Annotated in this window: 9 protein-coding genes and 1 pseudogene; all 10 read right to left on the bottom strand. The window is 69.1% G+C overall.

Annotated elements, in window-relative coordinates:
• Window positions 1-554: pseudogene (locus APY03_RS42980) on the bottom strand (hypothetical protein); the annotation flags it as partial.
• Window positions 555-578: 24 nt separating this feature from the next.
• Window positions 579-2,096: a hypothetical protein gene (locus tag APY03_RS35610; RefSeq protein WP_068684885.1), complete on the bottom strand. Its 1,518-nt coding sequence runs from the start codon at window positions 2,094-2,096 to the stop codon at window positions 579-581.
• Between the two features lie 84 nt (window positions 2,097-2,180).
• Entirely contained in the window at window positions 2,181-3,794 is a 1,614-nt protein-coding gene (locus tag APY03_RS35605) for an AMP-binding protein (protein ID WP_068684883.1), read from the bottom strand.
• A 2-nt stretch (window positions 3,795-3,796) separates the two neighbouring features.
• Window positions 3,797-4,999, bottom strand: a complete 1,203-nt coding sequence (locus tag APY03_RS35600; RefSeq protein ID WP_068684881.1) for an acyl-CoA dehydrogenase family protein — start codon at window positions 4,997-4,999, stop codon at window positions 3,797-3,799.
• A gap of 14 nt (window positions 5,000-5,013) precedes the next feature.
• Window positions 5,014-6,147 carry an acyl-CoA dehydrogenase family protein gene (locus APY03_RS35595; protein ID WP_068684879.1) on the bottom strand — a complete coding sequence of 378 codons (1,134 nt, stop codon included), beginning with the start codon at window positions 6,145-6,147 and terminating at the stop codon, window positions 5,014-5,016.
• A gap of 39 nt (window positions 6,148-6,186) precedes the next feature.
• On the bottom strand, window positions 6,187-6,891 hold the full coding sequence (locus tag APY03_RS35590) for an ABC transporter ATP-binding protein (protein WP_068684877.1): 705 nt from the start codon (window positions 6,889-6,891) through the stop codon (window positions 6,187-6,189).
• Window positions 6,884-7,657: an ABC transporter ATP-binding protein gene (locus APY03_RS35585; RefSeq protein ID WP_068684875.1), complete on the bottom strand. Its 774-nt coding sequence runs from the start codon at window positions 7,655-7,657 to the stop codon at window positions 6,884-6,886. Before APY03_RS35585 ends, APY03_RS35590 begins: the two co-directional genes overlap by 8 nt.
• On the bottom strand, window positions 7,654-9,636 hold the full coding sequence (locus APY03_RS42975; protein WP_068684873.1) for an ABC transporter permease: 1,983 nt from the start codon (window positions 9,634-9,636) through the stop codon (window positions 7,654-7,656). The genes APY03_RS35585 and APY03_RS42975 overlap by 4 nt, the downstream gene beginning before the upstream one ends.
• A 2-nt stretch (window positions 9,637-9,638) precedes the next feature.
• The gene (locus tag APY03_RS35575; RefSeq protein WP_068684871.1) at window positions 9,639-10,901 is read right to left on the bottom strand and encodes an ABC transporter substrate-binding protein; all 1,263 of its coding nucleotides are present in this window, start codon (window positions 10,899-10,901) and stop codon (window positions 9,639-9,641) included.
• Between the two features lie 17 nt (window positions 10,902-10,918).
• Window positions 10,919-12,169 carry an ABC transporter substrate-binding protein gene (locus tag APY03_RS35570; RefSeq protein ID WP_083944792.1) on the bottom strand — a complete coding sequence of 417 codons (1,251 nt, stop codon included), beginning with the start codon at window positions 12,167-12,169 and terminating at the stop codon, window positions 10,919-10,921.
• Between the last annotated feature and the right edge of the window lie 182 nt (window positions 12,170-12,351).

Raw genomic sequence — 12,351 nt, 5'->3', positions numbered from 1 at the left:
CCGGCGCCCGGCGTGCCCCGCGCCGGCAGCGGCTGCGCCATCGGCGCTTCCGAGCTGGGCGCCTCGCGCTGGGGGCTGGAACGGACGTAGACCAGCACCAGGGCGAGCACGGACACCGTCATCGCCACGCCGATCGCGGCGTATTTCAGTATCGGACCGCGGCGCGGCGCCAGGGCTTGCGGCTGCGCCGTCGTGCTCCCGACCGGCAGCTCTTCGGGCCACTCGAAGGCGGCGGGGACGATGTGGGTGATGTCGAGGTCGACCTCCTCCCGCGCTTCGTTGCCGCCCTCGAGGACGACGGGACGATCGGTCGTCTCGCGCGCTTCGTGGCGCGGCACGATGGGCAGATCGTCCACCGGCGACGGTGCCGGCTCGGTTGACTCGGGGACCGCGCGCCCGGGCCCGAAAGCCGTGTTCGCCGCCTCGTCGCCCCACCGGGGCGCCTCGTTCTCGCCGCCGCAATACGGACAGAATTTGACGCGCCCATGCAGCAGCTGCGTACAGCGCTTGCAAGGCTGCGAAAACGCCAGGTCCATTTCCGCCAGGTTCGCCATGGTCGAGAAAGGTCAAGCACCCGCTCACGGGTCGATCCGCCAGCCCGGCAATCGCGGCCTGTCCGGGTGATAGAGATACAGGTGGCCCGAATAGACGAAGGCTTGCGTCGCCCAGGGCCGCGGCAGGCGGGCGACCCAGAACTGCACGGTGTCCTCGCCATGCAGCTCGAAGGTGGCGCTGTGGGGTTCGCTCGACGCGAAGAGGCTGTCGACCGGTACGGTGCTCGCCACGCGCGCGCACAGCACGGTCGATGCCGAAGTCGATTCCAGCAAGGGGATGATCACTTCGCCGGCATCGGAATCCATGCAGTCGTCGGCATCGAACCATGGCGCGATCCGCAGGCGCGCATCGAGCTGGAAGCACGCGGCGCCAGTGCTGAGCCGGGGCGAGCTGGCCCGCCGGGTCTCCGGCTCGCCGAGCCCCAGTTGAACGAAGGCGAAGCGCTGCCCCTCTTCGCTCCCTTGGCCCTCGTCCTGCAGCGCGCACTGCTGCCAGAGGTGGCCGCTGCGGGACAGGTAGGGGCTGCCCAGCTCGAAGCTCGGCACGACGCCGGGCGGCCAGGGCAGCACGGATGCCTCGAGCGCGCCGCCGCCGCCGGGCTTGACGACCAGCTGGCCCGCCGCCGACATCCAGATGATCTGGCGGCGATCGGCCAGCGGGCGGACCCATGCGGCCCGCGCGGGATCGAGCGCCGGGCCCTCGACGCGGCGAAGCGCAGTGCCTGCCGGATCCAGGCCATGGACACCGGCCTTGCCGTCTTCCTGCAGCATGGGCACGTACACCCTGCCCTGCCACAGGATCGGCGCGCCCAGGCAGCGTGAGCCGACGACGTGCGCCTCGAAGGTCCCGGCGATCAGGTTGATGGAAACGATGGCCAGGCCGTCGTCGGTCGGCATGAAGATCCTGCTGGCGCCTTGCGGGTCGTGCACCGCCAGGCCCCAGGCCTGCTCGCCGAGAGCGCTCCCGCCCAAGGCCTGCGCGCCGGCCGGACGGAGTTCCAGCCAGCGCTCCGAGTGCGGCAGCCAGTGGTGGATGCTTCCGCGCGAAGACTCCAGGGCGAGCAACCGGGCATCGCAGGTCTGGCACGCGCTGACGAGAAATTGATAGTGGCCCGTCGGAGGTGCCGCCAGCTGGCGGTCCGGCAGGGACTCGATGGTCAGCGTCGAGCGCAGCGCCAGGGGCACGGCCGTCAGGCGCAGCCCCTGCGGCGAATCCTCTGCCGGACTGCCGTCGCCGAAGGGCGGCAGCCAGGTGTCCCGGCGGGCAACGGATGGCGCGGGCAGCGCCTTGCCCGTCACGGGAGAGAATTTGAAGGCCCCGGGATAGAGGGCGACAGGCATGCCGGCCCGATCGGCCCCGTCGACACTCACGCGGGCACCCACCAGGGGTGCCAGGTCGAGAGGGTCGCACACCGGCGGGGGCGCGCCCCATCCTTTGTAGTCGATCAGCTCAAAGCCACCCGTTGTCGGATTGCGCGACCATGTCTGGTCGCCTATCGCCCAACGCTCGCTCTGAAGAGTCGAGGTCAGCCAAGTGGACATCGAGCCAGTGTAGTGCGTTGGCTCTCCTGTGTGCGCCCTCACTCTTGAGGGGAATCACCAATCCCCGCCGCCGCCTTCGCTTCTTCAGCGGACGGACTCCTTCAGCAAGCGGCGCAGCACCTTCCCCGTGCCGCTGGCCGGCAGGGAGTCGCGGAACTCCAGCTGGCGGGGCACCTTGTAGTGGGACATGTTGTCACGCGCCCAGCGCAGCAGCTCCTCGGCGTCGATGCCCTTCGCCTGCGGCACGACGAAGGCCTTGATCACCTCGCCCTTGTCGGCATCGGGCACGCCGATCACGGCGACCTGCCGCACGCCGGGGTGCAGGATCAGGATGGACTCGACCTCCTCGGGGAAGACGCTGTAGCCCGACACCTTGATCATCTCCTTCACGCGGCCGATGAAGGTGAGGTAACCCTGGTCGTCCAGCTTGCCGATGTCCCCGGTGTGGACCCATCCCTCGCGCAGCACTTCGGCCGTCGCATCGGGCCGGTTCCAGTACCCGTGGAACACGCCACGGCTGCGCACCGCGATCTCGCCGCTCTCGCCGGGCGGCAGCTCGCGGCCTTCGAGGTCGAGGATCTTCAGCTCCACCCCGCGGCCCGGAACGCCGTTGGTGCCCCAGCGCACGGCATCGCGCGGCATGAGCACGTCGTTGGTATGGGTCTCGGAGAGCCCGTAGCCCGCCTCGTAGACCAGGCAGTCGTTGGCGAAGGCGCTCCAGCGCCGGGCCAGTTCCTCCGTGAGCTTGATGCCGAAGCTGGTGGCCATGGTGGTGTGCAGCGACGACAGGTCGAAGCGCTCGGCCCCCGGCTCGTTCATGGCCGACACCAGCATCGGCGCCATCGCGTACCACCAGGTCACGCGGTGCCGCTCGATCGCCTGCAGCACGGCCAGCGGGTCCATCCGGTTGAGCAGCACCACCGTTGCGCCGGTGTAGGCGAGCATGGTGACGCCGCAGATCATGCCGGCGATGTGATAGAGCGGTGCCACGGCCAGCATCACGTCGTCGGCGCGGATGCGGAACATGTCCTGCCCGACCGCCGTCTTGTAGAGCGCGTTGCGGTAGCTGAGCATGGCCCCCTTCGGCATGCCGGTGGTGCCGGAGGTGTAGGTCATCAGCGACACGTCGTCCATCGACAGCTGCACCGCCGGCGCGCTCACGTCGCCAGTGCGGGTCACGATCGCATGGAAGTCGAGCGTTCCTTCGGGCAGCGGCGCGCGCAGCGCCACCTCGTCCGGGACGCGCAGGCTCGGCGTGTCCGGCAGGAAGTCCGCATAGCGCACGCTGAACACATGCGGCACGCGCACGCGGTCGGCCACCGACCGGACGATCGGCACCAGGTGATCGGCCGCCACGATCGCCTTGGCGCCGAGGTCGCCCACCTGGTAGGCGAACTCGTGCGCCTTGAACATCGGACTGCAGGGACTCACGATGGCACCGATCTTCTGGATGCCGAAGTGCGCGACCAGGTACTGCGGGCAGTTCTGCATGAAGAGCGCCACCCGGTCGCCCTTCGCCACGCCCCGCTCGTGCAGCGCCAGCGCGAAGGCATCGCTCCAGCGGTCGAGCTCGGCATAGCTGATGGCGCGGCCGTACCACAGCAGCGCCGCCTTGTCCGGGTGGCGTCGCGCGTGGCCGCGCAGGTAGTCGTGCAGGGGCTGCTCGCCCTGGAGGTAGTCGATGTCGTCGTCGTTCATTTCTACAAGCCCAGTGCGTGCTTGGCCATGATGTTCTTCTGGACCTCCGTGCTGCCGCCATAGATGGTCATGGCGCGGCAGAACAGGTAGGTGGCGACCGGCCCGAGCGCGTGCGCAGGCCCGATCGGCGCGCCGTCGTCGCCCTGGCCGAAGAGCGGTCCGGGCTGGTAGCGCAAGGCATCGGGGCCGCTGGCCTGCACCAGCAGCTCGGTAATGCGCTGCGCGATCTCGGTGCCGCGGATCTTGATGAAGGACGACTTGCCCGGCCCCGCCGGCGCGCCTGCATCCATGTCCGACAGCATCCGCAGCAGGCCGATCTCGAGCGCCTTGAACTGCACCTCGACCGCGCCGACCTCGGCCATGAAGGAGGGATCGTCGGCCAGCCGCTTTCCGTCGCTGCGCACTTCCGCCGCCACGCGGTGCAGCTTCTGAAGCTCCTGGGTGATGAAGCGCAGGTTGGCGTTCTCCACGCGCTCGTGCTCCAGCAGGAACTTCGCGTAGGTCCAGCCGCGCCCCTCATCGCCGATGAGGTTGCGCCTGGGCACTCGCGCATCGTTGAAGAACACGGCGTTGAGGTAGTGCCGCCCGTCCATCATGCGGATCGGCTGCACCTCGACGCCCGGCGTCTTCATGTCGATGAGCAGGAAGGAGATGCCCTGCTGCCGCTTGCCTTCGCGCCCGGTGCGGACCAGGCAGAACATCCAGTCGGCGTGATGCGCGTACGAGGTCCAGATCTTCTGGCCGTTCACGACGTAGTGGTCGCCGTCGTCCTCGGCCGCCGTCTGCAGCGCGGCCAGGTCGGAGCCCGCGCCCGGCTCCGAGTAGCCCTGGCACCACCACACCGAAGAGTCGCGAATGGCCGGCAGGTGCTCGGCCTTCTGCTCGGGCGTGCCGAAGGTGTAGATGACAGGCCCCACCATGGCCGGCCCGAAGACCTGCAGCTCGGGGCAGTGCATCTCGCCGGCCACCCGGTTGAAGATGATGGTCTGCATCGGGCTCCACGCATGCCCGCCGAACTCGCGTGGCCATGCGCCGGTGAACCAGCCCTTGCGCCCGAGGATCTGCTGCCAGCGCATGAAGTCGTCGCGCGCAAGGTGCCGGTCCAGGCGCACCTTCTCGCGAATGTCACGCGGCAGTTCGCGCGCGATGAACTCGCGCACCTCCGCCTCGAATGCCTGCTCCTGCGCGGAAAGATGGAGGTCCATGCCGTCGGACCTTCTCAGGCCGCCTGCGCATAGCGCTGCAGGTGCCAGCTGCTGTCGCCGAAGCTGACGCCGATCATCGAGAGCCGCTTGAAGTAGTGGCCTACCGCGAGCTCCTCGGTCACGCCCATGGCGCCGTGCAGCTGCACCGCCTCCTGTCCCACCCGCCGCGCCGCGCGGTCGATCTCGATCTTGGTGGCCGACAGCGCCTTGCGGCGCACGGCCGCGTCGGCCTCGCCCAGCATGAGCGCGCCGTACAGCGCCATCGATCGGGCCTCGTCCAGCGCGATGTACATGTCGACCATGCGGTGCTGGAGCGCCTGGTTGGTGCCGATCGGGCGGCCGAACTGCTGGCGGGTCTTCAGGTAGTCGAGCGTCATCTCCACCAGCGTGCCCATCGCCCCCACGGCTTCGGAGGCGATCGCAGCGATCGCCTGGTCGACCACGAGCTCGAGGGCGGGCAGCGCCGCGCCCTCCTCGCCCAGCCGGTGCGATGCGTCGGCGCGAACGCCCTCGAACACCAGGTCCGCGGCCCGGCTGCCGTCGTGCGTGGCATAGGGCCGCACCTCGAGGCCCGGCGCCTTGGCGTCGACCACCAGCGCGCTCAGTCCGGCGCGGTCCGAGGCCTGGCCGGAGGTCCGGGCGATCACGACGTAGTAGTCGGCGGTGGCGCCGCCATGCACCAGCGACTTTCTTCCGTCGATGCGAAAGCCCTGGCCCTCGCGCCGCGCCGTGGTGGCGCAGTGCGCGATCTCGTAGCGCGACTCGGGCTCGGCATAGGCCAGGGCCAGCTTGTGCGCGCCGGCCATCATCGGCTGCAGCCATCGGGCCTTCTGCTCGGTGCTGCCGAGGGCCGCCAGCACGCCGCCGGCGAGCACGACGTTGGCCAGGTAGGGCTCCAGGAGCAGCCCGCGGCCGATGCCCTCCATCACGATGCCGGTGTCGGTCGCGTCGCCGCCGATGCCGCCATCCTCTTCGCTGAAGGGCACGGCCAGCCAGCCGAAGTCGGCATAGCTGCGCCAGCAGTTCTCGTCGTGGCCGAGCTCGCTCGCGACCAGCCTGCGGCGGTGCGCGAAGTCGTATTCCTCGCGCACGAAGCGCTCGACGCTTTCGCGCAGCTGGTTCTGTTCGGGGGTGTACTGGAGATCCATGGGAAGTCTGGAAGGTTGCTTGGAAAAGTCCGCTCGGGCTCAGAGCGCGAGATAGCGCTGCTGCACCTCTGGATGGCGGTCGAAGTGTTCCCAGTCGCCCTCGAACACCACCCGGCCGGTGTCGATCACGTAGACGTACTGGGTGCAGCGGCGCGCGAACCAGATGTTCTGCTCGCACAGCAGGAGCGCCACGTTGCCTTCGGTGCAGGTGCGCACGACATCGCGCGCCATCTCCTCGACGATGATCGGCGCGAGTCCCTCGGTCGGTTCGTCGAGCAGCAGCAGCGTCGGGTTTGCGGCCATGGCGCGCGCCACGGCCAGCAGCTGCTGCTGGCCGCCGCTGAGCTGGCCGCCGTAGCGCTGCTGCAGCGGCGCCAGCATCGGGAAGCGGGCGATGATGTCCGCCACGGGAACCGCGGGCCGCGTGGCCGAGGCGCCGTAGCGCGCAATGGCGATGTTCTCCGCCACGGTGAGGTGCGTGAAGATGCGGCGGTCCTCCGGCACCAGCGACAGGCCCATGCGGGTGCGCTGGTGCGTCGGCACGCCATGCAGGTCGCGGCCGTCGAAGCGCAGGATGCCGCGCACGCGCGGCCCCGCGTCCATCACGCTTTTCAGCAGGGTCGACTTGCCCGCGCCGTTGCGCCCGAGCAGCGCGACACGCTGGCCGGCCTTCACCGACACCTGAGCGCCATGCAGGATGTGGCTGTCGCCGTAGAAGGCGTCGAGTTCGCGGACTTCAAGCACCGACCATCTCCTTGCCGAGGTAGACCTCGCGCACTTTCGGATCGCTGCGCACCTGCTCGACGGTGCCGGTCGACACCACCTCGCCGTAGTTCATGACCATGATCCGGTCGGCCAGCCCGAACACCACGTCCATGTCGTGCTCGGTCATGACCACCGTGATGCCCCGCTCCTTCTGCGTGCGCGCGACGAGCTGCGCGATGTCGGCCCGGTCGCTGGGCGACATGCCGGCGGTCGGCTCGTCGAGCATCAGGATGGTCGGCCTGCCGGCCAGGGCGATCACGAACTCGAGCCGCTTCTTGTCGCCATGCGACAGGAAGCGCGCCGCCTCCTGCGCCAGCGTGTGGAGCTTGACGTCCTCCAGCAGCGCCATGGCTTCGGCCCGCACATCCGACGAGGGCGCGCAGCGCCAGCGCGCACCGAGCGGCTCGCCCCGGTACTGGCGGCGTGCCTCGACGGCAGCGATCACGTTGTCGAGCACGGTGAAGTCGTGGAAGACGCGCGCGACCTGGAAGGTGCGCCCGAAGCCCTGGCGCACCCGCTCGTGCGCCGGAAGCCGGGTCACGTCCTTGCCCTCGAAGCGGATGGTGCCGCCGTCGCAAGGCACTTCGCCGGTCATGACCTTGAACATGGTGGTCTTGCCGGCGCCGTTCGGCCCGATGATGGCGAAGACCTCCCCGCGCACGGCCGACAGGCTCACGCCGTGCAGCACCTCGATCGGGCCGTAGTTCTTGCGCACGTTGTCCACGCGCAGCAGCTCGTCGCTCATCGGGCACCTCCTGTCTCGAGCTTGCCGACGGCCGGCGCTCGCGCGCCCCGCGCCATCGGCCCACCCGCCGCATCGCCCACCGGCACGGCCGCCCGCCGGCCCCACAGCCGCTCCTCCACGTTGCGCCAGAGCCCGACCGCGCCGTTGGGCGCCAACAGGATGATGGCGAGCAGCCCGGTGCCGACGATCAGCTCCGACAGCCCCACCAGCGTGCGCGTGGCATAGGTGATGGCGGCGAACAGCCCTGCACCGACCACCGGCCCCCAGAAGGAGCTGACCCCACCCAGCAGCGTGTTCAGCATCGGCTGGGCCGAGGCCAGCCAGTGCACCTCCTCCACCGTGACGATGCGCGACCAGGGTGCGTACAGCGCGCCGGCAACTGCCGCGACCGCGCCCGAGATGACGAAGGCCGCGAGCCGGTAGCGCGCGACGTGCGTGCCCATGAAGGCCGCGCGCTCCGCGTCCTGGCGCACCGTCTGCAGCGTGCGGCCGAAGCGGCTGTGCAGCAGCCACCACAGGAAGGCGGTGATCAGCACCGTCGCCACCAGCAGGAACCAGTAGTAGGCGCTGGAGCTGGTGAGGTCGATCTGCAGCAGCCCGAGATCGAGCACCGGCCGCGGAATGTCGGTGATGCCGTCTTCGCGGCCCAGGAAGGTGGAGAAGCCGATGATGAGGCGCAGTGCCTCCGCCAGCGCCACCGTGAGCACAGCGAGGAACACGCCGCTCATGCGCCGCAGCGCCAGCACCCCGACGACCCAGGCCGCGCACGCGCCGAACAGCGCCGCCGCCGCCAGCACGCCGAGGAAGGGCACCCCGGCGATGTGCCGCAGCGCCAGCGCGGCGAGGTAGGCGCCGATGGCGAAGAAGCCCGCATGCCCGAAGGACACGAGGCCGGTGTAGCCGAACAGGATGTTCCAGGAGAGCGCGAAGATCACCTGCACCAGGACCGTCCCGACCACGTACAGCGGCCCAGCGTTCACCCACAGCGGCAGGGTTGCGAGCATGCCCACCGTGGCGACGCCCAGCACCTGCCACACGCCGCGCGGGATGCGCGGGCGGTGCAGCGCGCCGGAGCCGTGGGCCTCGCTGCCGGACTCGGCCTGCGCGCCGACGGCAGGGAACAGGCCGCTGGGCTTCCAGAGCAGGAAGGCGGCCAGCACCACGTAGATGGCGAGGCCCGGCACCGAGGGCAGGAGCACGGTGTTGAGGCTCTGCACCAGGCCCAGCACCAGCGAGCCGATGAAGGCGCCGCGGATGTTGCCGAGCCCGCCGATGATGACCGCAAAGAAGGCGTACATCAGGTAGGAGTCGCCCAGCCCCGTCGACAGGCTCTGGTTGGGCAGCAGCAGCCCGCCCGCGAGGCCGGCGAGGAAGAAGCTCGCCATCACGCTCAGCGCGATGCCGAACGAGACGTTCAGGCCCAGCACGCCCGCCATCCACGGGTCGGCCGCGAGCGCCTGCATCAGCTTGCCGAACCACATGCGGTGGATGGCCACCTCCAGCACGATGTAGACCAGCACCCCGGCCGCGATCACGAAGATCTGGTAGGCCGAGAAGAACATGCCGAAGGGGTTGAGCGGCTGGTCCAGGCCCGGCGGCGGATTGACGGAGAAGAAGTCGACGCCCCACACCAGCTTGGTCACGCCGGAGCAGACCATCATGAGCGCGAAGGTCGCGATCAGCACGTAGTGCGGATCGACGTTGCGCAGCCGGCGCAGCACGAGCCGGTCGGTCAGCAGGCCCAGCAGCGCCACCACGATCCCGCCCACCAGCGCGGCGAGCAGGAACATCCAGAGCGACTGCACGTCGCGCCCCATCACCGAGTAGGCGGTATAGGCGCCGATCATGAAGAAGCCGCCCTGCGCCATGTTGAGCAGGCGCATCAGCCCGAAGATGAGCGTGAGGCCGGCTGCGACCACGAAGATCGCCATGCCGAACGCCGCGGCATTGAACACCGCGAACATCAGTTCATTGATCACGCTCAGCCCTCGTACTTCCTGCCCGGCGATGGCGGCTCGACGATCTCGGTCTCGTCCAGGCGGACCACCTGTTCCAGGCCATAGCCCGGCGGCGTGTCGCGGGCGCCGATCTTGGCGAAGTAGAACGACCCGACACCCTGGTGGTCTTCCTTGCGGATGCGGTACGGCCCCGCGGCCGTATCGAACTGCAGCCCTTCGAGCGCCTGGATCACCGGCTCCGTCTCGGTCGAGTTGGCCTTCTTCACCGCGTGGAAGATGGCAAGCGCCGAGCGGTGCGAAGCCTGCACGATGCCCGGCACGTGGGGCGTGCCGGCCACCTTGAGGATGTACTCGCTCAGCTGCTTGCTGACCGGGAACTGGCTCTTGAACGGCTCCAGCTCCGGCGCCCAGAAGGTCACGCCCCACAGGTTCTGCGGCGTCGACTTCTGCATCGCCTTGGCGATCAGCAGCTCCGTGCCTGCTTCGCCGATCACCTTGAACTTCTTGTCCATGCCCACGGCGCGCCCCTGCTGCAGCAGGCTGACGCAGGGCGCGGCCGTGAGGCCGATGAACAGGCCCTGGGCGCCCGAGTTCATCAGGTTGTTGATCTCGATCTTGTAGTCGGCCTTGTTGAGGCTGGCGAACACCGGCTCGAGCACCTGGACCTTGCGTCCGGCCTTCGCTGCCGCGCCCATCGCGCCGTGCTTGAAGTAGCGCGCCACGTCACGGCCGTTCTCGCTGTCGGGAGCGATCACGGCCCAGGTCTCCACGTCGCTGAACTTGCTCGTCATCAGGTTGCCGATGCCGCCATAGAGCATCAGGGCGTTGGACGAGAGGCGGAATAAGTTGCGGCTGAAGTTCTCGTGCGTCACCGACATCACGCTCGGCGCGGGCGCCACCACCACGCTCTTGAGCTCGGCCAGGATGGGTGCGATGGCCAGGGCCATGGGCGACTGGCCGGCGCCGATCGACAGGTTGACGCCCTCGCCCGCCAGCTCGCGCACCGCACCGACCGCGCCGGCGCTGGTGAACTTGTCGTCGCGCACCACGATCTCGATCTGCCGGCCGAGCAGGCCGCCGTTGGCGTTCCATTGCAGTTGCGCGGCCTTGATGCCGTTCAGCCAGGCTGCGCCGGCTTCGGCGCCGATGCCGCTCATCGGCAGCATGGCGCCGACGCGGATGGGGGTGCCCTGGGCGTGTGCCGAGGGGAAGAAGCGGGTGCCCGCGGCGCCAAGCAAAGTCGCCGCGCCTGCGGCTTGCACGAGGGTTCTGCGCTTGAGTGTCATGGTCATCTCCTTTGCACTCACAGCGAGATCGCCTTGCCCGGCGATGGCGGTTCGGCCACGTCGGCTTCGTTGTAGGCGATGGCATCGAGAATGCCGTAGCCCGGCTCCGCATCGCGTGCGCCCACCTTCGCGATGTACGCGGTGCCCAGGCCCTGGTGGTCTTCCTTGCGCACGTGGTAGCTGCCCACCGCGGTGTCGAAGGTGAGCCCCTCGAGCGCGGCGATGACCGCATCGGTCTCCGTGTTGCCCGCCTTCTGGATCGCGTTGAAGAGCGCGAGCGCGCAGCGGTGGCTGGACTGCACGATGCTCGGCGGGTTCTTGTCGCCGGTGAGCTTCACATAGCCATCGTAGAGCGGCGTGCTCAGCGGGTTGCGCCGGCCTGCGTCGGTGCCCGGCACCCAGTAGCTGATGCTCCAGAGGTTGGCGGGCGTGGACTTCTGCATCGCCTTGGCGATCATCAGCTCGGTGCCGGCGTCGCCGATCACCTTGAACTTCTTGTCCATGCCCACGGCGCGGCCCTGCTGCAGCAGGCTGATGCAGGGCGCGGCGGTCAGGCCGACGAACAGGCCCTGCGAGGGCGCGTTCATGAGGCTGTTGATCTCGACCTTGTAGTCGGCCTTGTTGAGGCTGGCGAACACCGGATCCAGCACCTTGACCTGGCGTCCGGCCTTGGCGGCTGCGCGCTGCACGCCGATGGTGAAGAAGCGCGCCATGTCGCGCCCGTTCTCGCTGTCGGGCACGATGCAAGACCAGCTCTGCACGTCCTTGAAGCGGTCGGTGAGCATGTTGCCGATGCCGGCGAAGGCGATATAGGCGTTCCAGGACAGGCGGAAGAAGTTGCGCTGGAAGTTCTCGTGCGTGAGCGACATCACGGTCGGGCACGGCGCGACCATCATGGCCTTGAGCTCGGGCAGGATGGGCGCAGTGGCCAGCGCCATCGGCGACTGCGAGCCACCTATCAACAGGTTGACCCCGCTGCCGGCCAGTTCGCGTGCCGCCGCAACGGCCCCTGCGCTGGTGAACTTGTCGTCGCGTACGACCAGCTCGACGGGGCGCTTGAGCACGCCGCCCTTCGCGTTCCACTGCTCCGCCGCGACCTTCGCGCCCGCGAGCCAGGCCGCGCCGGCCTCGGCGCCGATGCCGCTCATCGGCAGCATCACGCCGATGCGGACCGGGCCGGCCTGGGCACGGGCGGCTCGCACGGCGGGCAGGCCCAGCACGCCGACGGCTGCGGTGGACTGGAGGAAGTGGCGCCTTTTCATGGACATCGGTGTCTCCTGCGGTGACGCTCCGGAACAATTTCCGTCGCGTTATTTGTTATAACAGATTGAAATTTACAGGTCGAGTGCGGTTGGCCGTACTGGCGGAAACCCGCATGCGGGGATGTTGTGGTGGGGAGCCGTGGCTGGATGGAGAAGGGCCGTCGCTGGATCGAGAACGGGTCCGTCGC

The sequence above is a fragment of the Variovorax sp. WDL1 genome (genome assembly GCF_001541225.1).
Lineage (GTDB): Bacteria > Pseudomonadota > Gammaproteobacteria > Burkholderiales > Burkholderiaceae_C > Variovorax.
This window is presented reverse-complemented; position numbering and strand designations above follow the sequence as displayed.

Bases quoted from the DNA above. Each gene is read 5' to 3' on its own strand.
- APY03_RS35610 (WP_068684885.1), bottom strand. From the start codon at position 2,096: ATGTCCACTTGGCTGACCTCGACTCTTCAGAGCGAGCGTTGGGCGATA.
- APY03_RS35575 (WP_068684871.1), bottom strand. From the start codon at position 10,901: ATGACACTCAAGCGCAGAACCCTCGTGCAAGCCGCAGGCGCGGCGACT.
- APY03_RS35600 (WP_068684881.1), bottom strand. From the start codon at position 4,999: ATGGACCTCCATCTTTCCGCGCAGGAGCAGGCATTCGAGGCGGAGGTG.
- APY03_RS35570 (WP_083944792.1), bottom strand. From the start codon at position 12,169: ATGTCCATGAAAAGGCGCCACTTCCTCCAGTCCACCGCAGCCGTCGGC.
- APY03_RS35585 (WP_068684875.1), bottom strand. From the start codon at position 7,657: ATGAGCGACGAGCTGCTGCGCGTGGACAACGTGCGCAAGAACTACGGC.
- APY03_RS35605 (WP_068684883.1), bottom strand. From the start codon at position 3,794: ATGAACGACGACGACATCGACTACCTCCAGGGCGAGCAGCCCCTGCAC.
- APY03_RS35595 (WP_068684879.1), bottom strand. From the start codon at position 6,147: ATGGATCTCCAGTACACCCCCGAACAGAACCAGCTGCGCGAAAGCGTC.